At 62.1% G+C, this 23,428-nt stretch carries 21 protein-coding genes and 1 tRNA gene; 9 read left to right on the forward strand and 13 right to left on the reverse strand.

What is annotated here, in order from left to right:
• Positions 1-126: 126 nt before the first annotated feature.
• The 3 genes from CFR79_RS10960 to CFR79_RS10970 form a co-directional block, all read right to left on the reverse strand.
• A complete protein-coding gene (locus CFR79_RS10960) occupies positions 127-1,014 on the reverse strand; it encodes a polyprenyl synthetase family protein (protein ID WP_102323501.1) in 888 nt (295 codons plus the stop codon).
• Positions 1,015-1,070: 56 nt separating this feature from the next.
• Positions 1,071-1,301 (reverse strand): exodeoxyribonuclease VII small subunit, encoded by a 231-nt coding sequence (locus tag CFR79_RS10965; RefSeq protein ID WP_102323502.1) that lies wholly within the window; start codon positions 1,299-1,301, stop codon positions 1,071-1,073.
• 108 nt (positions 1,302-1,409) lie between these two features.
• Positions 1,410-1,667 (reverse strand): sulfurtransferase TusA family protein, encoded by a 258-nt coding sequence (locus tag CFR79_RS10970; protein ID WP_110547937.1) that lies wholly within the window; start codon positions 1,665-1,667, stop codon positions 1,410-1,412.
• 122 nt (positions 1,668-1,789) lie between these two features.
• Between CFR79_RS10970 and CFR79_RS10975 the strand changes: the two genes are divergently transcribed.
• Positions 1,790-2,701 (forward strand): ROK family protein, encoded by a 912-nt coding sequence (locus CFR79_RS10975; protein ID WP_110547938.1) that lies wholly within the window; start codon positions 1,790-1,792, stop codon positions 2,699-2,701.
• Between the two features lie 25 nt (positions 2,702-2,726).
• On the opposite strand, the gene CFR79_RS10980 is transcribed toward CFR79_RS10975, so the two are convergent.
• Entirely contained in the window at positions 2,727-3,491 is a 765-nt protein-coding gene (locus CFR79_RS10980; RefSeq protein WP_102323505.1) for an RlmE family RNA methyltransferase, read from the reverse strand.
• 12 nt (positions 3,492-3,503) lie between these two features.
• On the reverse strand, positions 3,504-4,634 hold the full coding sequence (locus tag CFR79_RS10985) for a Ppx/GppA phosphatase family protein (RefSeq protein ID WP_102323506.1): 1,131 nt from the start codon (positions 4,632-4,634) through the stop codon (positions 3,504-3,506).
• A 174-nt stretch (positions 4,635-4,808) separates the two neighbouring features.
• On the opposite strand from CFR79_RS10985, the gene CFR79_RS10990 reads away from it, so the two are divergent.
• Positions 4,809-4,882 (forward strand) — tRNA-Gln (locus CFR79_RS10990).
• Positions 4,883-5,318: 436 nt separating this feature from the next.
• On the opposite strand, the gene CFR79_RS10995 is transcribed toward CFR79_RS10990, so the two are convergent.
• The 3 genes from CFR79_RS10995 to CFR79_RS11005 all read right to left on the reverse strand — a co-directional run bounded on the left by CFR79_RS10995 (position 5,319) and on the right by CFR79_RS11005 (position 10,769).
• A complete protein-coding gene (locus CFR79_RS10995; RefSeq protein ID WP_110547939.1) occupies positions 5,319-9,125 on the reverse strand; it encodes a diguanylate cyclase domain-containing protein in 3,807 nt (1,268 codons plus the stop codon).
• A gap of 548 nt (positions 9,126-9,673) precedes the next feature.
• A complete protein-coding gene (locus CFR79_RS15915; protein ID WP_181417419.1) occupies positions 9,674-9,931 on the reverse strand; it encodes a hypothetical protein in 258 nt (85 codons plus the stop codon).
• A 136-nt stretch (positions 9,932-10,067) separates the two neighbouring features.
• Positions 10,068-10,769, reverse strand: coding sequence for a pirin family protein (locus CFR79_RS11005; RefSeq protein ID WP_110547967.1), 702 nt, complete (start codon positions 10,767-10,769; stop codon positions 10,068-10,070).
• 239 nt (positions 10,770-11,008) lie between these two features.
• Here CFR79_RS11005 and CFR79_RS11010 point away from each other — a divergent pair, with 239 nt between their 5' ends.
• Positions 11,009-11,953, forward strand: a complete 945-nt coding sequence (locus tag CFR79_RS11010; RefSeq protein ID WP_110547968.1) for a LysR family transcriptional regulator — start codon at positions 11,009-11,011, stop codon at positions 11,951-11,953.
• 45 nt (positions 11,954-11,998) lie between these two features.
• On the opposite strand, the gene wrbA is transcribed toward CFR79_RS11010, so the two are convergent.
• From wrbA to CFR79_RS11025, 3 genes are all read right to left on the reverse strand, one after another.
• Complete coding sequence (wrbA, locus tag CFR79_RS11015) at positions 11,999-12,595, reverse strand: NAD(P)H:quinone oxidoreductase (protein ID WP_102323509.1); 597 nt, start codon at positions 12,593-12,595, stop codon at positions 11,999-12,001.
• 626 nt (positions 12,596-13,221) lie between these two features.
• Complete coding sequence (locus CFR79_RS11020; RefSeq protein WP_110547941.1) at positions 13,222-14,124, reverse strand: sulfurtransferase; 903 nt, start codon at positions 14,122-14,124, stop codon at positions 13,222-13,224.
• Between the two features lie 144 nt (positions 14,125-14,268).
• Positions 14,269-14,997 (reverse strand): SDR family NAD(P)-dependent oxidoreductase, encoded by a 729-nt coding sequence (locus CFR79_RS11025; RefSeq protein WP_110547942.1) that lies wholly within the window; start codon positions 14,995-14,997, stop codon positions 14,269-14,271.
• Positions 14,998-15,217: 220 nt separating this feature from the next.
• Here CFR79_RS11025 and rpmI point away from each other — a divergent pair, with 220 nt between their 5' ends.
• From rpmI to lpxB, 6 genes are all read left to right on the forward strand, one after another.
• Complete coding sequence (rpmI, locus tag CFR79_RS11030; protein WP_007400447.1) at positions 15,218-15,421, forward strand: 50S ribosomal protein L35; 204 nt, start codon at positions 15,218-15,220, stop codon at positions 15,419-15,421.
• A gap of 14 nt (positions 15,422-15,435) precedes the next feature.
• Positions 15,436-15,792: a 50S ribosomal protein L20 gene (gene rplT / locus CFR79_RS11035; RefSeq protein ID WP_010513542.1), complete on the forward strand. Its 357-nt coding sequence runs from the start codon at positions 15,436-15,438 to the stop codon at positions 15,790-15,792.
• 202 nt (positions 15,793-15,994) lie between these two features.
• Positions 15,995-17,065 (forward strand): phenylalanine--tRNA ligase subunit alpha, encoded by a 1,071-nt coding sequence (pheS, locus tag CFR79_RS11040; RefSeq protein ID WP_102323512.1) that lies wholly within the window; start codon positions 15,995-15,997, stop codon positions 17,063-17,065.
• Between the two features lie 3 nt (positions 17,066-17,068).
• The gene (gene pheT, locus CFR79_RS11045) at positions 17,069-19,531 is read left to right on the forward strand and encodes a phenylalanine--tRNA ligase subunit beta (protein WP_110547943.1); all 2,463 of its coding nucleotides are present in this window, start codon (positions 17,069-17,071) and stop codon (positions 19,529-19,531) included.
• Positions 19,512-20,564 (forward strand): phosphate ABC transporter substrate-binding protein PstS, encoded by a 1,053-nt coding sequence (pstS, locus tag CFR79_RS11050; RefSeq protein ID WP_408884569.1) that lies wholly within the window; start codon positions 19,512-19,514, stop codon positions 20,562-20,564. The genes pheT and pstS overlap by 20 nt, the downstream gene beginning before the upstream one ends.
• A gap of 159 nt (positions 20,565-20,723) precedes the next feature.
• Entirely contained in the window at positions 20,724-21,953 is a 1,230-nt protein-coding gene (lpxB, locus tag CFR79_RS11055; RefSeq protein ID WP_110547944.1) for a lipid-A-disaccharide synthase, read from the forward strand.
• Positions 21,954-22,107: 154 nt separating this feature from the next.
• Here the strand turns inward: lpxB and hisI are convergent, their stop codons facing one another.
• Together hisI and ygfZ are read right to left on the reverse strand one after the other, a co-directional pair.
• A complete protein-coding gene (hisI, locus tag CFR79_RS11065; protein ID WP_110547946.1) occupies positions 22,108-22,527 on the reverse strand; it encodes a phosphoribosyl-AMP cyclohydrolase in 420 nt (139 codons plus the stop codon).
• Between the two features lie 58 nt (positions 22,528-22,585).
• On the reverse strand, positions 22,586-23,416 hold the full coding sequence (gene ygfZ, locus CFR79_RS11070) for a CAF17-like 4Fe-4S cluster assembly/insertion protein YgfZ (protein ID WP_110547969.1): 831 nt from the start codon (positions 23,414-23,416) through the stop codon (positions 22,586-22,588).
• Positions 23,417-23,428 lie beyond the last annotated feature (12 nt).

Here is a 23,428-nt window from a genome sequence, read left to right on the forward strand (position 1 = left end):
CCGCCAGCTGCTTTAACTGCTCCACCGAAAGGTTGCGCATGTCATGCGGCGCGCGCACCCGGTCAAGCTGCGCATAGCGCCCAAGGGTCGGAATCGCGGAAGGGGTGTTGGTGTCGGTCATGTCCATCAGTTCCTGCGCTCGACCACGTAGCGGACCAGATCGCGCAGGCGATCAGCCTCCGGGCCAAAAATGTCGATATGGGATTCAGCCTGTTCGGCCACGCGCTTCGCCTCACGCGCGGCACCATCCACGCCCAGCAGGGCGACATAGGTGGACTTGCCCGCGGCTTCGTCCTTGCCGGCCGTCTTGCCCAGTTCCTCGGCGCTGGCGGTGGCGTCCAGCACATCGTCCGCAATCTGGAACGCGGCACCCAGATCGCGGCCATAGGCGGAAATGCGCTTGCGCACGTCATCACTGGCCTGCCCCAGAATGGCGCCGGCTTCGGCTGAATAGCGGATCAGGCAGCCGGTCTTGAGCGCGTGCAGGCGGGCGACTTCTTCCAGCGACAGCGCACGGCCTTCCCCTTCCATGTCGATCATCTGGCCGCCAACCATGCCTGCGGCACCGGATGCGTCGGCCAGCGCGCGGACAAGGTTGATGCGCACCTCTGCGCTGTCATGCGTCAGCGGGTTGGCCAGAATGTCGAACGCCATCGTCTGCAGCGCGTCACCGGCCAGAATGGCGGTGGCTTCGTCAAACTTGCGATGGGTGGAGGGCTGGCCACGGCGCAGGTCGTCATCGTCCATGGCGGGCAGGTCGTCATGCACCAGGGAATAGGCATGCAGCATTTCAACCGAAGCGGCGACACGGTCGGCGCCTTCGGCTGCGACCTTGAACAGGCTGGCGACTTCCGCCACCAGATAGCCACGCAGGCGCTTGCCGCCGCCAAGTGTCGCATAACGCATGGCGTCGATCAGGCGGGCTTCCCCCCCTTCGACGCGGGGCAGGAGACGGTCGATCATATGTTCGATCGCCGTGGCGCGCGCGGCCATGGATGCACGCAGACGGACCATGCGATCCGTACCGTCTGTTTGGGACGCGGTTGCTGTTGTTTGGTTCATCTGGCGCATCAATCCATTGGTTTTGCTTCCAGCGTACCGTCTGCACGCTGGACAATCGCCTGAACGCGGGCTTCCGCCTCGTCCAGTTTCTTCTGACAGTACTGCCGCAGGGCGGCGCCGCGTTCGTAGGATGTGATCGCGTCCTCCAGCCTGAGCTGGCCTACCTCAAGCTGTCGCACGATGGCTTCAAGTTCGGCCAGTGCGTCCTCGAAGGACAGGTTGGTCAGGTCATCGGTCATCTGTACGCGGTGCTTCCTGAAATAACGTGGTGGCGGACGCATTACATCCTTGTGGGGCATCCTGCCAAGGGGACAACTGGTTTTAGACTAGTTTGACAATGGGGCGGATCATGGGCGCGAATGGGATGCGGCGTCCGTTTCCTGCCTGCGGCGGATTACGAAGGACAGCGTGCCGCCTTCTTCCCCGAATGCGATCAGGGCGTGGCCCGTCTCGCGGCAGAAAGCCTGAAAATCCGCGACGGATGCCCGGTCGGTCGCAATCACGCGCAGCCGCGTCCCCGGCGCCAGCCCGCGCAGCATGCGGTTGGCCTTGAGCACGGGCAGGGGGCAGGTCAGGCCACGGGCGTCTAGCAGGATCTCACTCATGGGGGGCCATGTCTCCGTGTGGTGGGCAGCTATGTGCGGACATCAGGGTTTGATGTTCCCTGCAGGTACGACCATAAAAGAAAACGTGCCACTGATAAAACATGATGAAAGAAAGACTCCGGATGGCTTCCTATCGTATCGGAATAGATTTTGGCGGCACCAAGATCGAAATCGCAGCCCTTGGCATGGACGGAGCCGAGCTTGTCCGTCGGCGGATTGTCAATCCGGGCAGCTATAATGCGGCCATTGCGGCCATGTGCGACCTGATCCATGGCGTGGATAAGGAACTGGGGGGTACGGGGACGGTCGGAATCGGTATTCCGGGTTCCATCAGCCCCGATGCTGGCGTGATCAAGAACGCCAATGCCACATGGCTGAACAACCAGCCGCTGATACGCGACATGTCGGCGGCGCTGGGCCGCGAAGTCCGCATTGAAAACGATGCGAACTGCTTTGCCCTGTCCGAGGCGATAGACGGTGCGGGCGCTGGTTATCATAGCGTGTTTGGCGTCATCATCGGCACCGGCATGGGGGCGGGGATCGTGATCGACCGCAAGCTGCTGATCGGGCGCAACCATATCGCGGGTGAATGGGGACATACGCCGCTGCCGTGGCCCCGGCTTGAGGAATTTCCCATGCCGAAATGTTTCTGCGGCAATGAGGGATGTATGGAGCGGTTCCTGAGCGGCTCCGCGCTGGCGCAGGACTGGAAAGGCCCCGGCCATCGCAGCGCTGCCCATATCGAGCAGGAGGCGGATGCAGGCGACCTGACCGCGATCGGGGCGCTGGACCGTTACATGGACCGCATGGCGCGGGCCTGCGCCATGGCGATCAATTTCATGGACCCCGATGTCATCGTGCTGGGCGGCGGTGTGTCCAACCTTGAAACGCTGTACGAGCGCGTGCCCCGGCTCATGCGCCGCTATGTCATTACCCCCGACTGCCGCACGCCGATTGTGCGCAACCAGCATGGCGACAGTTCGGGTGTGCGGGGGGCTGCGTGGCTGTGGGACGATCACCACGTACCTGGCTGAGTGTCAGGAAACGCGGTCGGGCAGTTCAGCTTTCTTCGCTGTCCAGACCGCGGAACCCTGTCGCCACGACATAGAGTTCGCTCGATTCCTTGCGGCTGGCAGGAGGCTTGGCGTGGCGGACCTGCGTGAACATCTTCTTGAGTTCGCCCAGCATCTGCTTTTCCGAACCACCCTGGAACACCTTGGCGATGAATGCGCCGCCGGGGGCGAGGATATGGACCGCGAAATCAAGCGCCAGTTCGGCCAGCCCGATAATGCGCAGGTGATCGGTTGGGGCGTGGCCTGTGGTGTTGGGCGCCATGTCCGACATGACCAGATCGGGCTTTCCCCCAAGCAGTTCGGTCAGGCGGTCGGGCATGTCGGGATCGTTGAAATCCCCTTCAAGAATGGTAGCGCCCGGCACCGGATCAACCGGCAGCAGATCGACGCCGACCACTTCCGCCGCGCCGCGCTTGACCGCCACCTGCGTCCAGCCGCCGGGGGCCGCACCCAGATCCACGACGCGGGTGCCGGGGCGGATCAGGTGAAAACGGTCGTCCAGTTCAATCAGCTTGAAGGCCGCGCGTGAACGCCAGCCCTGCTTCTGCGCGGCCTGAACGTAGGGGTCATTCAACTGCCGTTGCAGCCAGCGGTGCTGTGCTGTCGTGCGGCCGCGCGCCTTCTTGACCGTGACGGTCTTGGTCCGGTTGGCGCGCGCTGCCTGTCCGTCGGTGCTGGTGTCGTTGCTGCCGGGCGTAAGGCTGCTGTTACGGGCCTTGCCCGGTATGCGGGTAGAAGAACGCTGTTTCATGACGGGACGCGGTCAGGGACTGACCCGGTGCTCCATACGATTATGAAAGGAGAGGGAAGACGAGGTGGCGGAAAAGCCGCCGCGTCGTCTGCGATCCCCGATCATGCGTAAAAGCATGCCATCGCGCAATCCCCGGTCCGCCACCCTTACTTCCGCCATGGGCCATGTGGTGACGATCGCCTCGAATATGGCGCAGCCGGGCAGAAGGTAGCGCGCGCGGTCCGGGCCGATAACGGGATGGCGTGCAAGCCCGTTCAGGCCGGACTGGCGCAGGCTGTCGATTATGCCCAGCGCCTGCGGCACCGACAGGCTTGCCCCGTCAATTCCCGTGCGGTCGTAACGCTCCTGCGCCAGCGCCAGACTGGCCAGCGTGGTGACGGTGCCACTGGTGCCCAGAAGCGTGACATTCTGCCGTGCGATTTCGCGCGCAATGCAGTGTACGTCGTCAAAACCGCGCAGTACATTGCTGATTTCATCCACAACGGCGCGATAGCCCGTGTCGGAAAAAATATCCGCGCCGTCGCGTTCGCCCAGCGTCATGATGCCAACCGGCAGGCTGACATAGCCCGACAGGTCATGCCGCCGGGCGTCGCGGTCGATTCGCGCCCATGCGACTTCGGTCGAGCCGCCGCCGATATCAAACAGCAGCCCCCGCCCGGTGGTCTCCCGCCTGTCCTGCAGCAGCGATGTACATGCAGCCAGCGCCAGTTCCGCTTCTTCCCGCGCGGAAATGATGGAGATGTTCAGCCCCGTCTCGTTCAGAACACGGGCCAGGAAGTCCATGCCATTTCCCGCACGGCGGCAGGCTTCTGTCGCAATTGCGCGGTGGTCATGCAGGTCATACAGCCCCATCCGCGCGACGCAGGCGCGCAGGGCTGCGATGGTGCGTTCCATCGCGGCCTCGGCAAGCTGGCCGGAATGGTGCAGGCCCTCTCCCAGCCGGACGGCACGGCTGAAGCTGTCGATCACGCGCAGCCCCCGTTCACCCGCGCGGGCGACCAGCAGGCGACAGTTATGGGTGCCCAGGTCGATGGCGGCATAAAGTGGCCCGCGCACGCTACGGCGCTGCGGCGCGGGGGTGGGAAGGGGAATGTATCCCTGTTCCCTTATCTGTGCGCTGAGCGGCTGCTGGACCATGTTCATCCAAACCCGTTAGACCCGTTGACGATCGAGGCATTACCTATTGTGTTAAGTGTACTGCGTAAAACGCAAGCCAAAAGAGAAAGTTTGCAAAAAAGCAATCAGGGGGGTTGCACGCCCGATAACCGACGGGTATATGCCTGATCACCGCAGCGCATCGCGCCGCTTTCTCCTTGCTGGGGGATAGTTTAGCGGTAGAACTACCGGCTCTGACCCGGTCAGCCCTGGTTCGAATCCAGGTCCCCCAGCCAAAAACTCCCCAATAAAATAATGTGCCTGCCTGTAGGTTTCAACCTGCTGGGTCATGATGCACGTAATCAGGGTTCGCTGTCCGTGCAGGCGGGATTGCCCATTGGTGCATTGTGGTTGGGCCTTCGCCATTTCGTCGGCTGTACCCGTTTCCGTGTAATGGCGTGGTCTGTGAGTCATGCAGGGACGGCTGGCGCGGATCTGGTCCGGATTCAGACGCCATTTGAAACTGGATTAGTGATCAATTTCCGGATGCTGCCTTTTTTAAAGCGGCATCATCTGCGGCGCTCTGAAAGAGGGGGCACCAAAAACGTTCCCCCCTCTCCATGATTTGCAGAACGGCTCTTGGTGGCCATTCAGGCAGTCTTTCCCCAGTTTTCGTGAAGCCGGATTTCATCCCTACGGGCCACGTTCTTCCAATGGCGGTTCATGGGGGCGTTATCGGGGCCGGGGTTCCGTTATGGTCGCCGTGGGGAGTGGGGAAGGATAGCGTTGCCAGATCTGTTCCCACCGTTGCTGCAATCCGCTGGCGAACTGCTGCATCAGCAGCGATTCAAACTGGTTGGGATAGGCGCCGTAAACGGTCAGTACGGCCATCACCTGCCCATCGTTTCCCCTGATCGGAATGCTGAGGGATGACACGATGCCAAGGTGTTTCATCACGTCACGCCACACTACAACGCGGGGATCCGTAACGTAGGAGGCGCAATGCTGCCGCTGTCGGCTACGCCATGCGATGCCTGTGACGGACTGGTTGAATGACGGGTCCGGCTCGGTTATCGGCTGTGCGAGGACTGGCAGCATGGCGTTGCCCAGTTTCTGTGCCTGTGGGCCGCCGGTGCCCGTCACAACCAGTTGCCCCGATGCGCTGGCGCGGAACAGCATGGCGGCCTGTATGCCGGGTAACTGGCCGAAATCTTCCATTTCCTGTGCGGTGGCGTCGGTAAGGCTGCGGTCGGTTACGGGCAGGTTTTCGGACAGAAGGGAGAAATAGGTCTGTTCGACCACCTGACCCGCCTGTAGCTGCGCGCCCTTGTCATCCTGAATGCGAATTTCGGTGGTCAGCAGGATATGATACTGCTCGCTGGCGCGCAGCATGGCCTTGTCCAGACGGTCGATAAGCAGGCGACGGTAAATGCTGTAGGATTCGCTAAGCAATGTCGGCGTGAGCCCCGAAAGGGCATGTACGGTGCCGATCCGGCCTGCGATCGCCACGATGTCCTGCCGCGTGGTTTCAGGCGCGAGCAGGAAGCCCAGATGCTTTAGCTGCTGTTCCTTGAGGTGGGCCAGTTCTTCCGCCGTGAAGACGGACAGGATGCGTTTCCCATCGGGCGTTTCGCCAATAAGGTCATCAAAACGTTCCATGAAATCATGCCGGATACGGGCGAGGAAGCTCCGCGCCCGTGTCAGCAGTTCTGCCGCTTCGGGACCATAGGCATCAAATGCAATCGTTTCGGGCGCATTATCCGTGGGCGGTCGCGCCACGGTTGCGCTGGCAAGGCACCACCATGTCTTGCGCGTGGCCTTTGTCACCTTTGACTGGTACATGGCGGCATCGGCGCGCCGTAACAGGGTATCGGGATCTTCCCCGTCCAGTGGGTAAAGCGCCAGACCAAGGGTCATCCCCACCACCGCGCGGGATTCGGGCGTGACCTGGAAGGGACTTTCAACCGCCACATGCAACTGGTCCAGTACCGTCGTGGCCTGCGCTACGGGAACGAGCGGGTCGAGGTCATCGATAATAATGACGAATTCATCACCGCCCAGTCGCGCGATGTAATCGGTCTGGCGCAGTCCGGCCCGCATGCGACGGGCCAGTTCCTGCAACAGTACGTCGCCTGCCTCATGCCCGTAACTGTCATTGACCAGCTTGAAGTCATCAAGATCGAGCATGCTGACGCCAACGGCAGTGCCCTGCCGCCGCGCCCGTGCCAGGGCCAGCGGCATGTATTCTTCCAGCGCCAGCCGGTTGGGCAGGCCGGTCAGGGGATCGTGGCGTGCGCGCTGGGATTCCTCCACCTGTAATTTTTCGACGCGCTGCTTGGCGTCCAGCGTATCCAGCGCGTGGCCCAGCAGATGGGCGACGCGCTGGCACAGGGCTATGCTCTGCGCATCAAAGATATGGGGCTGCGGGGAAACGAAGGTGATGACCATCCACGTTGATCCACCGCGCCAGATCGGCGTGGACAGCACAGCGCGCCACTGGTTCCGCCTGACGAAATCGAACCACGGCGCCTGCGCCTGTTCGCCCAGTTCATCGTTGCTGTAGGCAAGGGCCTCCGTCTTCCACGCGCGCGCGGCGACCAGCGGCACGGGCACTTCGTCCATGGCGCGCAGGTCCAGGGCGTCCATACCATCCGTCCCTTCGCCTGCGCGGGCGATGACATTCAGCCGGTAGCCCGGTTCCATCCTGCCGATCCATACCGCATGGAACAGCGTGTCATGCACCAGATCCGAACAGGCGCGGGCGCACATCTCGGTGTCGCTGCTGGCCTGCAGCACGGCGTCAGCGGTATTGACCAGCGCATGATAGAGGCGTTGCGCCACATCGCGGCTGGTTACGTCCTCGATGGTCCAGACCGATACATTGCCGTTGATGTCACTGAGCTGCACGCCCGAGAAATCGGCGATCATGACGCGGCCGTCTGGGCGGGACAGGCGCACGCCCGCAACCCGCACCTCGGACCGGGTCCGCAACTGTTCATATATGGCGCCGACCCGTTCGAATTCCTCCCTGTCGGCATAGAGCATTTCAGCCGACTGGTTGACCAGTGAGTCCGGGGTCAGGCCAAGCATCTGCGCCACGCGGGTATTGGTCATCTGGATGATGCGATCTTTGACCAGCAGGATACCGACGACCGAGTTGTCCAGCAGGGCGGTCTGGAGGCGACGGTTATAAAGCTGTTCCAGCCCGCTCGATATGTCGGTTGCGATTTCCTTCAGCAGCACCTGAAGCTGGTCGTCAAATACATCGACCTGTTCGTGATAGACGCTCAGCACCGCCCAGATCTGCCCGTCGCGATGGATGGGCAGCACGGCGTTGGAACACACACCCTGTCGTATGGCCCATTCCCGCCATGGGGCGGTATGTTCCCCGTTCTTGAAGGATGCGTTGAAAATGGGCTGCCCGCTGCGCCACACCCGGCCCACATTGCCACAACCTTCCGGCACGTCCGGGTGGACGGAAATGGATACGCCATCCATGCATCCGGCAGGCCCGGCCACGGCCAGCATGCGTATGGACCCGTTTTCATCTGGTCGCCCGATGAAGGCGATTTTCAGGTGCGCGTAGTGAATGGCCATGTCGCAGATTTCCTGCAACAGGGCTTCCTCGTTCTTCGCCTGGCTGATGCACTGGTTAAGCTGCGCCATGAAGCTGTTGAACTCGGTCAGCCGGGTCAGTTGCAGCATCTGTTCGCGCTCGCGCCGCCGGATCGTCACCGCGACCGCACTGAGCAGCAAGCCGAAGGCCAGCGCTTCTATCCCCCAGCGTGATGGCGCATGCCGCCAGTAGGTCTGCCGGACACGGCTTTCCGGCACGGCAAGGCGCACGCTGAAGGGGTAGTCGTCCACGGGCGACGCCACCACGATGGCAATGTCTGCCGCCGGGGTGGGAGTGGAGCGCCGCGAAGAATCAGGCCGGGCATGAAGGACCGCGCCGTCACGTGTATCGACGGGCGTGAATGACCAGCCCCTGCGATAGTTGGCAGGAAGTTCGCGGATATCGAGCAGGCGGTCGAGATGATAGTTGGAGGCAAAGAAATACCCCGTATGTTCATCCGTATCGCCATGGACAAGCAGGGGCAGCACGGCATCCCCTGTGTCGTCCCGATACTGTATCCGGCCCAGAAGGTGGTTGCCGGAATGGTCAAGGGGGGTGAAGTCTGCGGCGGATGTCTGCGCGTTCTTTGCCTGGGTGGTTCCCGACGGTGCGGTAGACCACTGGATCGTTTCCCCGTCGGCCGCCAGAACATTGAACGTATAGGGCGTGGCGCGCGAAAGCAGGTAGCGACGCAGCGCTTCACCCATCTGGGGGGAAGGTGTTGCGGGGTTGGTATGTGGCAGTTGCAGCGCGGCGGAGGCGACATCCAGTTCCGTAAAGCGCGTATTCAGCCGGTCGGCGATCAGGTTCGCATACGCCTGGGTATTGCGCAGGGCTTCCGCCCGCACCTCCATTTTCGCGTGCTGATAGTCATGCAGTTCAATAACCACGTCGCATGCAACAACAATCAGGAATGGCAGCATGTAAGGTAGCAGCGACCTGAAACGGCGGTTTCCAGACGGGGGAGTAGGGGGGCTGGAATGGAAAACGGTCACGCTGGGTACCTATCTTAAATCGTGCCCTGCAGTATTGGTCGGCTGCACATCGAATTATGATGGTGTTACCAGTGTTATTCTCGCCCGGATACTGCATTCCGTGAAAATATGATGAAGATGACGCCTGTTGGCTGGCCCGTTGTCCAGATGGATTGAATACGGTCAGTGCAAATGAAAACGGGTTGCGTTACGCGCAGCCCTGCTTTCGACTGTTGCGTTCCTCGGGGGTCGGCATGGCGACACATGTATGCGAAACAATACATAATGTAATATATTGTAATAAATAATAACGAAGCATTGCACGGAAAGAATATGACGTGCGATTCGATGATTGATTTAAAAAATACAAATCAATGAATCCGTCAATATAATTCGTTTTTCTGGATTCGTGGGGTCTGATTTATCCGTATATTGATCTTGACATGAAAAACCTTCCATCGTGAGATGGGGAAGCGCTTTTATTGAGCTTAATTATATCAAAATAATTTCACCGCAATTATGGAGTCCCAGATGTCTTCTTCCATCTCAAGCCTCAGCAGCAACTCACTCAGCAGCCTGTTCGGCACGTCATCTTCCAGCGACAGTTCGTCGTCCTCTTCGTCATCCTCCTCCTCGGGGTCCAGCTCTTCCAGCAGCACGACGACAAGCGAAGTCTTCAACAGCGATGGCTCCATCACCACCATCGTGAAGGATTCGAGCGGTAACATCGTTTCCGAAACGACGTCCGGCTCCACCAACAGCTCCGCCCAGACCGCGCAGGGTGCGGACGAAGATCAGGGCGGTGTTGATCTTTACGCCTGATTGACTGCATTCCGTGACCTGTAGCCTTGTAAGTTACGGCTACAGGCTACGGGATATTATCCACGGCAGTCAGTCGTGGGTGTCCACCAGGACGATCTCGGCATCCTCAAGTGCGCGTATCCGCAGGATGTCCGTGCCTGAAATCGCGGCTCCATCGCGTTCGTTGACACTCGCCCCTTCGATCTCCACCCGCCCCCGCGCGGGCACCAGATAGCCGAACCGTTCGGCTCCAAGCCGGTATTCCACGACCTGTCCCTTGTGCAGCGTCGCTCCCAGAACGCGGGCATCCGCATTGATGGGCAGGGCATCGTCCTCCTCGGGGCGGCCTGATGCGAGTACGACAAACTGGCCCGCCCGTTCACCCCTGGGGAAGGTGCGTGTACCCCATGAGGGGGCATGCCCTGCCCGGTCGGGCATGATCCAGATCTGGAACAGGCGCGTGGTTTCGCTCTCCCGGTTATGTTCGCTGTGGCGGATGCCGGTTCCCGCTGACATGACCTGCACATCGCCCGCCTGCGTGCGCCCGCGATTGCCCAGACTGTCTTCGTGGGTAATTGCGCCTTCGCGCACGTAAGTAATGATTTCCATATCCCGGTGCGGATGGGTGCCAAAACCGGTGCCGGGTGCTATGGCATCATCGTTCCATACCCGTAATGCCCCCCATTTGACGCGCGCCGGATCAAAATAACTGGCGAACGAGAAATGATGGCGTGCATCCAGCCATCCATGATCGGCATGACCGATGTGGTCAAAAGGTCGGATTTCAATCATCGGATCACCTTTCGGTTTCTGTACTTTCATCAACACCAGAATATTACGTCCGCCGCGATCGGAGCGTATATGGAAATAAAGGAAAGCCAACGTTTCTGATCTGTTGATTCAGGGGTGGGCTTTTCCGGTATGGGGGCGGACTTGCCGGTCCGCTGCCTGTATGCCTGCGGCAGGCTGGAACAATCGTGTGGGCGGCCTATAGTGAAACCTTCACCAAGGATCGTTTCCAGGGATTTCAAATGCGCTTACCTGATTTCGAGGCATGGGCCATTTTTGCCAAGGTTGCGGAATGGGGGTCCTTTGCCCGTGCGGCGGAAGATATCCAGCTTTCCAAACCCACCGTATCCAAGGCCGTGGGGCGGCTTGAGCAGGCGCTTGGGGTCTCCCTGTTCAACCGCAACTCCCGGCATATGTCCCTGACGGAAACGGGTCGGCTGCTTCAGGGGCATGCAAATCGCATACTGGCCGAAGCCGAAGCGGCGGAAGTGGAGGCGCGGGGTGGTATCCTGAAGCCATCCGGCCAGATCCGGGTAACAGCGCCGGTGACATTCGGCATCCAGCATCTCGCCCCCCTTCTGCCCGAATTCATGCGCCAGTATCCGGAGGTCGATATCGCGATCGATTTCAGCGATGCGGTCGTCGATCTGGTGGCGGAGGGATATGATCTTGCGCTGCGGATCGCGTCCCTTGCGGATTCCTCGCTGCGCGCGCGGCGTCTTTGCACCGTGCGGCTGCTGCTGGTTGCCGCTCCCGCCTATCTGGATGCAATAGGCAGGCCCGACCATCCGCGTGAACTGGAAGACCAGAAGGGCTTTGTTTACACGAATACATCCGCACCCGGTAAGATCAGGCTGCGGCACAGGAAAACGGCCAAGGAATTCGTGCTGTCACAGGCTTCCCGCCTGCGGGCCAATAATGCGGAAGGATTCCTGCCCGCACTGGAAGCGGGTCTTGGTTTCGGCCTGTTTCCGGAATTCATGGTCTGGGATGGCCTGAAATCGGGTCGGCTGGTGCAGGCGTTGCCGCAATGGGAAGCCCCGGCTGTCGCCCTGTACATCGTGACATCACCCAGTCCGCTGCGTCCCGTCCGGGTGACGGCGCTGCTGGATTATCTGGTCAGGGCCTTCGCGCATTCGCCATGGGCGACGGAAGAAGAGTGCGAAAGCCTGAAACATCTGAAATAGCACGAAGGGGCACGGTGTAGATCGTGCCCCTTCGCGCCGCAGTATTCAGGCAAGTTTTTTTGCAATGCCCGCCACATGGCTGCCCAGATAACGCGCCCCGTCCAGTTCGTTGGCATCGGGCTGGCGGGAGCCGTCGCCTGCGGCAATGGTGGTCGCGCCGTAGGGGGAGCCACCCGTGACTTCATCCAGCTTCAACTGCCCCTGAAAGCTGTAGGGCAGGCCGGTAATGACCATGCCATGATGCAGCAGGTTGGACATGAGGGAATACAGCGTGGTCTCCTGCCCGCCATGCTGGGATGCGGTGGAGGTAAATACCGCGCCGACCTTTCCGATCAGCGCGCCCTTGAGCCACAGCCCGCCGGTCTGGTCCCAGAAATTGGCCATCTGTGCGGGCAGCCGGCCAAAGCGGGTCGGTGCACCGACGATAATGGCGTCGTATTCGGGCAGTTCCTGTGTTGTGGCGATGGGAGCGCCCTGTTCGGTCTTGAAGTGATGGGCCTTCGCAACGTCCTCGGGAACAAGTTCAGGGACGCGTTTGACAACGACTTCTGCATCGTTGGCCCGTACGCCTTCGGCTATGGCATGGGCCATCGTCTCGATATGGCCGTAGGACGAATAATAGAGGACGAGAACCTTGGGCATTGCAGTATGTCTTTCGTATGAAAATGGATGCCATGGAAATGGCGGAACCCCTTAACCATACGGTTTGAGCGGCTATTTGATATTTCAAATACGGAAACCTTTGGTTTCTGTATTTTGCGCCTTCTTCACAGGTGCGTGAGGAGGGGCAGAGAGTATGTCTCTGTCTTCCATCGCGCTCGGTTGAGCGGGAACGGGCGGTAGCCGTGGTGGTGCGCTGCTGCAATGGCGGAATGGGCGGCCTTAACGGACACGGGGGCAGCTACGCTGGCGCGGAATCGCTTCCGCATGTCATCCGTGGCATTGCTGCGCCCCTCAATGGCCGGACCGCAAGGATGGCGTGACTTTCAGATGAATTGACGCAGCGTGGCTGGTTCTACGTGCGGCCTGTATAGATCGCCCGTAACGTACACAGAATTTCGTGGCCTGAATGCCAGAAACACTCAGGCATACGGGCTGTAGTGGCGTCAGGCAGGATAACCAATGCCGCCGGTTTTTAGCCTGACCGGGCGGTATCGCTGATGTGCTGCGTGCAGTCCGACCGGCGCATGTTCCGATATTTCTCACGGCCAGTCAGGATGGAAAGGGCAGGGGACCGACGCGGGGAGGCATCGGCCGTGCTGTCAGTTTCAGTTCTGGTGATAAGGAGCCGCCGCCTTGGGTATCCCGCCTTCGATCGGCAGGGCGGGGTCGCGGGACCATTCGTTCCATGATCCCATATACAGCCGCAGGCGTGTAAACCCGGCGGAAGCAAGGGCGACATAGGTATTGGCCGCGCGCGCACCCTTGAAGCAGTAGATGATGATGTCATCATCCGGGTTCAGGTTGCGCGATGCGGCAAGGGCGCGGATTTCGTCAGGACTGCGGAAGGCGGCGTGGTTATCCGTCACCTTCATGAAATCGTACCACTCAATCCATACGGCCCCCGGAATGCGGCCCTTGCGGGGCGCGAAATCCACACCGTAGGGGGAGGAGCTTTCCGCCAGCCATTCGACGCTGTCGCGGTTGTCGAGCAGCTTCGTGGTGGTGGAGCCAAGGGCTGCGTATACGTCGTCGCGCGTGGCCATGAGAGCGTGGTTGATGCACAGCGGAAACCGTGCCCGCACCGGCTGCGTGGCTTCGGTGCTCAGCGCGCCACCTTCACGGCGCCATGCGCTCAGCCCGCCATCAAGTATGCCCACGCGCGGATAGCCGAGATAGCTCAGTATCCAGTAACCCCGGCAGGACGCACCGTAGCGGGTATGCAGCGCATCTTCATAGATGATGGCGGTTTTGTTCCCATCCAGCCCGTAATCGGCGAACAGGGTGGAAAATTTTTCCTGCAGGCTGTGCAGTCCGTCCTGCGTGGTTTCCGCCAGATAGGTGAAAATATCGGGCATGTTCACCGCGCCCGGAATGTGGCCGGCAGCAAAGTCTTTCCCGTCACGCACGTCGATCAGGATGATCGTGTCCTGCGCAGCCAGTTTGCGGACATCTTCGGGGGAATAAAGAACAGCCGACGGCATGGTGATTTCCTGCAAGGTTTCGGACATGCAGGTCTGGTATCACCTGTTGGTGAGGAAGGGCAGAGGGAGCGGAGCGCGCCCGGTATGATGTGACCGGGACGCAGGCCCCATTGCTGGTGTGCTGCCGTAGTGCGGGCGGCATGGGTCATCACCCCGCCCGCAGGCCACAGGTCAGGCCGCCAGGCCGCCATCCGTGGTCAGCGCGGTGCCCGTGATGAAACCGGCCGCCGGGCTGGCAAGGAACGAGACCAGAGCCGCGACATCGCTGATCCGGCCATATTCCTTATGACACATGAAGCTGCGCAGCAGGTCGGCAGCTTCCCCCGTGGCGGGGTTCATGTCGGTATCGATCGGGCCGGGCTGCACCACGTTGATGGTGATTCCGCGCGGGCCAAGATCGCGTGCCGCGCCACGGGCAAATCCGCTCAGTGCGGCCTTGGATGCGGAATAAAGCGAAATGCCGGGGAAAGGTGCGCGATCGGCAAAGGTCGATCCGATCAGGACAATGCGGCCCCCCGTGGTCATGTGGCGCGCGGCTTCGATGGTTTCGATCATCACGGCGCGGACATTCAGCCCCAGCACGGCGTCGACCTGTTCATCCGTGGTCTCGGCCACGTCGCCATAGGGGTAGATCCCGGCATTGCACACCAGTGCGTCAATCCGGCCCAGTTCTTTCACGACCTGACATATGGCTGCACGGTTGCCATTGCCTTCGCCATCGCAGCGGATGGCAATGCCACGGCGGCCCAGCGCGCGGACTGCCGCCACCGTTTCCTCGGCTGCATGTTCGTTGCGGACATAGGAAATGGCGATGTCGTACCCATCCTTCGCCAGCGCCGTGGCGATGCCCGCGCCGATGCCGCGGCTGCCACCTGTTATGTATGCGACGCGCTGTGTCATTGTGCTTTCCTCCCGATATGATCTTGCGTTTTCCTCCTACAGTACGGGCCGGATGGGGGAAAGCATGCCGTGGGGCGGGGAAGGGGCTTGATCCTGCCTGCGGTGTTGTCTATAGCCTGCCTGTTCGCGCGTCCGGGCCTGTAGGGCATGCCCGGCCGCAATGGAAGTGTTCCGACCCGAAAGGGGCAGGGACACGGGCACCAGACATCAGGAGAAGAAAATGCCCAAGATGAAGACCAAGTCATCGGTCAAGAAGCGGTTCAAGATCACCGCGACCGGCAAGGTGCTGGCAGGACCGGGCAACAAGCGCCATGGCCTGATCAACCGCTCGCAGAAGATGAAGCGCACGAACCGTGGTTCGCAGGTGCTGACGGAAATGGACGGCCGCACTGTGAAGCAGTGGGCTCCCTACGGTCTGGCATAAGGAGCACCTGAGATATGGCACGTGTGAAACGCGGCGTAACCACCCACGCCCGCCACAAGAAGGTCCTTGAACTCTCCAAGGGCTTCCGTGGTCGTTCCTCCACCAACTACCGCATTGCGCTGGAACGTCTGGAAAAGTCGCTTCAGTATGCTTACCGCGACCGCCGCAACAAGAAGCGCGAATTCCGCGCCCTGTGGATCCAGCGTATCAACGCTGCGGTGCGTGAGCATGGCCTGACCTACAGCCGTTTCATCAACGGTCTGGACAAGGCTGGCATCGAGATCGACCGTAAGGTCCTTGCTGCCATTGCCTATGACGATGCGGCAACCTTCGCCGAGATCGTGAAGAAGGCCCAGGCCGCTCTGGCCTGAACCCTGTCCCCGCCCGTGTGGCGACAGGTCCACGAAACGGGTCGTCCCAACGGGCGGCCCGTTTTGTTTTTATGCAATGCCCGTGCCGCTTTTCCGTCCGGCGGCGGGCACAGTTTCATGTGCCGGGTCTGGCCCGTGCGGGTAGAAGCCGCCGGTTGCTATCCACTGCCAGCCCGCCCGGTGAAAGCCTGCGCGAGGTGCTATGAGTGACGATCTCGAAACCCTGAGGGAACAGACAGTTCAGGCACTCGCTGCCGCGACCGACCTGCGTGAATGGGATGCGGTGCGTGTCGGCACGCTGGGCAAGTCGGGCAGGCTGACCGCGCTGCTCAAGGAACTGGGGCGCATGACGCCCGATGAACGGCGCACGCGTGGCGGCGCGCTGAACCGGCTGCGCGATGAACTCTCGCGTCTGATCGAAGCCCGCGGGCAGGAACTGGAAACGGCGGCGCTGAACGCCCGCCTTGCGGCTGAACGCGTGGATGTGACGCTGCCATGTGCGCCGGATGCGCAGGGACTGCTGCACCCCATTACCCGCACGATCGAGGAAATGGCCGCCATTTTCGGCTCCATGGGCTTCCAGCTTGCCGAAGGCCCGGATATCGAAAGCGACTGGCACAATTTTTCGGCCCTCAACACGCCCGCCCATCACCCCGCCCGTACCGATCAGGATACGTTCTACCTGCCGGCGGAAGCCAGCGGCCAGCCCGAGCGCGTGCTGCGCACACAGACATCGGGCGTGCAGATCCGCACCATGCTGGGGCAGGAACCGCCCATCCGCATCATCGCGCCCGGCCGCACCTATCGCGCCGATCATGACGCCACCCATTCTCCCATGTTCCATCAGTGCGAGGGACTGGTGATTGAAAAGGGCATCACGCTGGGGCACCTCAAGGGCTGCCTGTCTGATTTCCTGCGCGCGTTTTTCCAGATGCCCGACCTGCCGGTGCGCTTTCGCGCTTCCTATTTCCCGTTTACCGAACCCTCGATGGAAATCGACATCGGCTGGTCGCGCAGGACGGGCCAGATCGGTACCGGCGGCGACTGGCTGGAAGTGCTGGGGGCGGGCATGGTCCATCCGCGCGTGCTGGCCAATTGCGGGCTGGATGCACGTGAATGGCAGGGTTTTGCCTTCGGCATGGGGATCGAACGGCTGACCATGCTGCGCCACGGTATTCCGGACCTGCGTTCGTTTTATGAAAGCGACGTGCGCTGGCTGCGTCATTACGGCACGTCCCCCCTGTCTCCCGCCATGCTGCACGAAGGTCTGTGATCGATGAAGTTCTCCCTGTCATGGCTGCGCGAACATCTTGAGACCACGGCAACGCTGGAAGAAATCTGCGCCACGCTGAACACCATCGGGCTTGAGGTCGAAGGGGTGGAAGACCGGGGCGCGATCCTCGCTCCGTTCCGCACCGCCCGCATTATCGAAGCCACCCAGCACCCCAACGCCGACCGCCTGCGCGTCTGTCAGGTGGACGCGGGTGAGGGGTTTGAGCGCGTGCAGGTTGTCTGTGGCGCGCCGAATGCGCGCACGGGCCTGCATGTGATCTTCGCGCCACCCGGCACATTCATCCCGGCCAGCGGCATCACCATCAAGGCAGGCAAGCTGCGGGGTGAGGAAAGCGGCGGCATGCTGTGCTCGTTGCGCGAACTCGGACTTGGGGAGGAAAGCGACGGGATCGCGGAACTGCCCGACGATACCGTGCCCGGCCAGTCCTACGCCCTGTTCGCTGATCTGGATGATCCCGTCATCGACATCGCCATCACCCCCAACCGCGGGGACGCGCTGGCGGTGCGCGGGATCGCGCGTGACCTTGCTGCTGCCGGTCTGGGCGAACTGAAGCCGTGGCTGACGGCGACGGTGGAAAGCCGGTTCGATACCCCCATCGACTGGCGTGTTACCTTCCCCGAAGCCTGTCCGTGGGTTCTGGGGCGCAGCCTGCGGGGCGTGAAGAATGGTCCCAGCCCCGAATGGCTGCGGCGCAGGCTGGAATCCATTGGCCTGCGTCCGGTGTCGGCGCTGGTGGACATCACCAATTTCTTCACATTCGACCTTGGCCGTCCGCTGCATGTATTTGACGCGGATAAACTGCTGGGCAGTGAACTGACCATCTGCCGGGGGGCAGGCGAAACCTTTACTGCCCTTGATGGCAGCGAACACGTCATGACGCCCGATGACTGCGTTATCGCCGACAGCCGGGGCGTGCAGTCGCTGGCCGGGATCATGGGGGGGGCTGAAAGCGGGGTCAGTGAAACGACCACGAATGTGTTTGTCGAATGCGCCCTGTTTGATCCCGTGGCCATCGCGCTGGCAGGGCGGCGGCACAACCTGCATTCCGATGCCCGACAGCGTTTTGAACGCGGCGTGGATCAGGCCCTGCCGCCCGCAGCCCTTGAGGCCGCGACCCGGATGATCCTTGACCTGTGTGGCGGGGAAGCGGGCAGTGTCGTGTCCGCCGGGGTCGAACCCGCGTGGCAGCGTCAGGCGCATCTGGAATTCGCACGGCTTGAGACGCTGGGCGGCCTGAGCGAAGCGCCGGATCATGCCGTGCACCTTCTGGAGCGGCTTGGCTTTGCAGTGCGGGAGCGGGATGCCCGCCATGTGGTGGTGGATGTACCCTCATGGCGCAATGACATCGCTACCCCCATGCTGCTGGACCAGCGCCCGGACCTGCCGCCCGCACGTGCGCAGGCCGCCGCACAGGGCGCGATCGAGATCGACCCGGAAGTGGACCTGGTGGAGGAAATCCTGCGCCTGCGTGGGCTGGACAGCGTGCCTGCCGTATCGCTGCCGCTGCGCAGTGCCGTGCCGCTGCCTGCCCTGAGCAGCCGCCAGACGCGCATCGCCGGCCTGCGCCGGCAGCTTGCGGCGCGCGGGTTGCTGGAAACCGTGGGCTTTTCCTTCGTGGCGATGGATCAGGCCGCGGCATTCGGTGAAACACCGGCTGACCTGCATCTGCTCAACCCCATCGCCGCCGATCTGGACCAGATGCGTCCGACCCCGCTGGTCAACCTGCTGGCAGCGGTCAGGGCGAATGCAGCACGGGGCTATCCCGATCTGGGCCTGTTCGAAGTCGGCCCCGGTTTTGACGCCGATGGACAGAAACTGATCGCCGCCGGTATCCGCAGCGGCCATTCGCCGCGTCTGCCCGGCCAGCCCGCGCAGCCGGTCGATCTGTGGCAGGTCAAGGCCGACGCGCTGGCAGGGCTTGCTGTTGCCGGGGCTGCGATGGAAGGCTGCACCATCACTGCCGATGCCCCGTCCTACTACCATCCGGGCCGGTCGGGGGTGATCCGGCAGGGACCGAAGCTGGTTCTGGGTCATTTCGGGCAGTTGCATCCCGCCCTGCTGGCGGCGCGGGGGATTGATGTCCCGGTCTGTGCCTTCACGCTTTATACCGACGCCGTGCCCGAACCCAGGCGCAAGCGCAAGGCGCCGCCCGCCCTGTCCGCCTTCCAGCCGTTGAGGCGTGATTTCGCCTTTGTCGTCGCGGCGGACCTGCCTGCGGAAAAACTGCTCAGGGCCGTGAAAGGCGCTGAGCGGAACCTTATCGTCGCGGTTCATCTGTTCGATGTGTATGAAGGTGACAAGGTTCCGGCGGGGCATAAATCACTGGGTGTCGAGATAACCCTTCAGCCGATGGACAGGACACTGACCGATGCGGAAATCGAAGCTGTCTGTGACCGGGTGGTCGCTGCCGCGCAGAAAAGCTGCAATGCGGTCCTGCGGGGCTAGGCGTTCGGGCCTGCTGGCCAACAGGGGGCGTGCGGGGCGTATCGGTCTGGCACTGGCGGCCATGTTATGCACGGCCAGCCTGCCTGCCTATGCAACCGATATTACCGGGGCGGGCTCCAGCTTCGGCGCGCCGATTTACGGCGCGTGGGGGGCAGGGGCCGCCCGTGCGATGGATATCCGCCTGAACTACCAGACCATCGGGTCAGGTGCCGGGCAGAATCAGGTCAAGGCCCGCACGGTGGATTTCGGCGCGTCGGATGCGCCGATGAATGCGGCCCAACTGGCGCACAATGGCCTGATGCAGTTTCCCACGGTGCTGGGGGCGATCGTGCCGGTCGTGAACCTGCCCGGTCTGGATGGCAGTCATCTGCACCTGACGGGTGAACTGCTGGCCGGGCTGTACAGTGGCGATATCACCATGTGGAATGATCCACGTATCGCTGCGGAAAACCCCGGTGTCAGCCTGCCTGCCATGCCCGTGGCCCCGGTGCGGCGGGCCGATGGGTCGGGCACGACCTTTGTCTTCACGTCCTATCTCGCACGGGTTTCGCCGCGCTGGGCGGCGGAGGAAGGTAAGGGGACCTCCATCGAATGGCCGGTGGGCGAAGGCGCGCGCGGCAATGACGGTGTCGCCGCGGCCGTGCGCAATACCGAAGGCAGCATCGGTTATCTGGAATACGCCTATGCCGCGGGCAATCACATGCCCATGGCCGAACTGCGTAATCACCATGGAGATGTGGTCGCGCCAGACCCCGAAAGCTTCCGTCTGGCCGTGACCTCCGCCCACTGGGCGGATGATGCGACCCATTCCGCTGATGTGCTGGATGGCGATGGCGCGGGAGCCTGGCCGATCATGGCCGCAACCTACGTGCTGATCCCGACGGACAGTGCCACGACAGCGCAGGGCAGGGCGGTGCGGGCGTTTTTTGACTGGAGCATGCAGCACGGTGCGGAGTCAGCCCTGCTGCTGGGGTATGTGCCGTTGCCCGAGGATATCCGCGCCAGCATCCGCACCATCCTGAACGGGCGGTAGCGGCACGGGGAACGACGCCTCGCTGCCTGTTTTTCAGAAACCCGGAAATTTCCGGGTGATGTCATGAACAGGCGGCCTGCACCGGCTGCCCGGGTATGTGGCAGATTTTTCACCATCGGTATTTGCGCTGGCTGATCCGACACGATAAGCCGGTCTGGCATGACTGGACCCCATTCTCCCATCCCTCCGCTACCAGAACCTACCGGGCATGGACCGACCATCTGGATCATGGCGGGCGAAGCCAGCGGTGACGTGCTGGGCGCTCGTCTGATGGCGGCGCTGCGCACTGCGCGGCCGGATATCCGTTTTGCCGGGATAGGGGGCGAACACATGCGCGCGCAGGGGCTGCACTCGCTGTTTCCGCTGCGTGATCTTGCGGTCATGGGACTGCTGGAAGTACTGCCCAGACTGCGGCATCTCTCACGCAGGCTGGATCAGGCGGTGCAGGATATTACTGCACGCCGTCCGGATCTGGTCGTGACCATTGACAGCCCCGGTTTTGCCCTGCGGCTTCTGCGTCGGATCGCGCCGCTATCCATTCCCCGGCTGCATTATGTCGCCCCCCAGGTCTGGGCCTGGCGTGAGCACAGGGTGCGGGAATTTCCGGGCCTGTGGGAGCGGATGCTGTGCCTTTTGCCGTTCGAGCCGGAATTTTTTGCCCGCCACGGGATCGAGGCACGTTTTGTTGGTCACCCCGTGCTGCAATCCGGCGCGGATCAGGGTTCCGGGGCTGATTTTCGCAGGCGTTACGGCATAGCGGATTCTGCGCAGGTTCTGGTGCTCATGCCCGGTAGCCGCCGGTCGGAAGCGCCGCGTCTGTTGCCGGTATTTGGGCGCATGCTCCTCATTTTACAGCAGCGTATGCCGGGCATCGTGCCGGTTGTGCCGGTCTCCCCCGTTATCGGGGATATCGTGCGCAGGGGGGTAGCGAACTGGCCGGTCCAGCCGCTGGTCATTACCGACGTTCAGGACAAGCACGATGCGTTTGCCGCAGCCAGTGCCGCACTGACCAAATCGGGTACTTCCACGCTGGAACTGGCGATGGCGGATGTTCCCATGGCCGTGACGTACCGGGTCAATCCATTGACGGCGGCGATGGCGCGACGTCTGATCCGCGTGCCCTATGTGGCCATGGTCAACCTGTTGTCCGGCCACAGGCTGGTGCCCGAACTGCTGCAGGAACGCTGCACGCCCGAACTTCTGGCCGACACCGTTGAGCGCCTGCTGAAGGACGAAAACTGCCGGAGCCTGCAGCGCGCGGGATTCAGCCATATCCGCGCGGCGTTACGCGGGCCGGGTCAGGACCCGGCCACTGCCGCCGCGCATGAAGTCATGGATTTGCTGGCTGCGCATTCTGCGGCGGTGCATCCGGCGTCTGCGGAGCCGTAACGCCGGGCGGTAGAGGTTCATTTTCTGAAATCAGGGCATGCAGTTCGTTCCTGAGCATGAAAATACCCATGACAACCGTGGCCACCACCATGATCCCGATCCAGATCAGTTTGCCGATCTGTTCGCGTTTTTCCTCATCATAAGCCATGATTGCCTAGCCTTTGCTGCCGTAAAGCGTTTCCGCTGCAATTTCCGGCTGTGTGATCTCGACCATGCCTTCGGGGCGCAGGGCGTTGTAAAAGCAGCTCCGCCGTCCCGTATGGCAGGCGACACCCTTCTGGTTCACCAGCAGCAGGACCGCATCGCGGTCGCAGTCCAGCCGGGCGTCGATCAGGGCCTGGACCTGCCCTGATGTCTCGCCCTTGCGCCACAGGCCCGACCGGCTGCGTGAATAATAGCATACGTGGCCCGTGCGCAGGGTTTCATCCAGTGCTTCGGCATTCATCCATGCCAGCATCAGTACCTCGCCACTGTCATGCTGCTGGGCAATGGCTGCGATCAGGCCATCGGCATTGAATTTGACCCGACCAATCATGGCGGAGCGAACAGCCGAATCCGGCGGCGTGTAGGACATGCGTTTTTTACCTTGAAGGAGGAGCCTGAACCGGCCCCGAAATGCGCACTGGCAGGCTTTATTCCGCCTTGGCGGGAAGGGAGAACCATGGCGGCACCTGCACGCTTATCGCGTGGCCTGCGGCGGTCAGGCCCGTGTCATGGATATGTTCGTTGCGGATCATCGCCATGCCCGCCCCGTCGCGTGATGAGCGCATTTCTCCCACCGTAGCGGTGCCCGACAGGACCGGCGTGCCCGGTGGCGGCAGTTCCCTTTGCGCCGTAACCGGCAGCAGGTGGCGGCGCACCAGACCACGATAGCGCGTGCGGGCGGTCAGTTCCTGCCCCATGTAGCAGCCCTTGGTCCAGCTAATGCCATTGAGCTGGTCAAAATTGGCTTCCAGCAGCAGGGTCCGGTCACTTTCGCAGTCACGCGCGCCATCGGGCAGGCCCAGCGCCAGCCGGTGGCGGTCGTAATCCACATCGTCCGCATGGGCGGTGGGGGATGGGTGGCCAAGCAGGAAGCGCCATCCAGCCTGCGGCAGGCGGGGATCGGGGGCGGCGGGATACCCTTCGGGCATTGTGGCATCGCCACCCCATGCGGCGTGAACGGCGTAGCCGGTTTCCCCGATTTCAGCGTGCGCGCGCAGTCGGAAACGCGACAGGCGCTGGCGCAGCATGTCCACCTGCCCCGCGTCGCAGTCCAGCAGCAGGCGCGTGCCCTCCGGGTCGGCAAAGACGAAAAAGTCCGCCAGCCATTTGCCCTGCGGGGACAGGAACGCCGTCCATACGGCATGGCCGGGGGCGACTGCCGTCATGTCATTTGACACCAGCCCCTGAAGGAAGGAAACGCGGTCCGCCCCCGATACACTGAGTACGGCGCGGGCGGGAAGGTGAGCGATTCTGGCCATGGGCATAATCTG

Source organism: Komagataeibacter saccharivorans (assembly GCF_003207825.1).
GTDB lineage: Bacteria > Pseudomonadota > Alphaproteobacteria > Acetobacterales > Acetobacteraceae > Komagataeibacter > Komagataeibacter saccharivorans.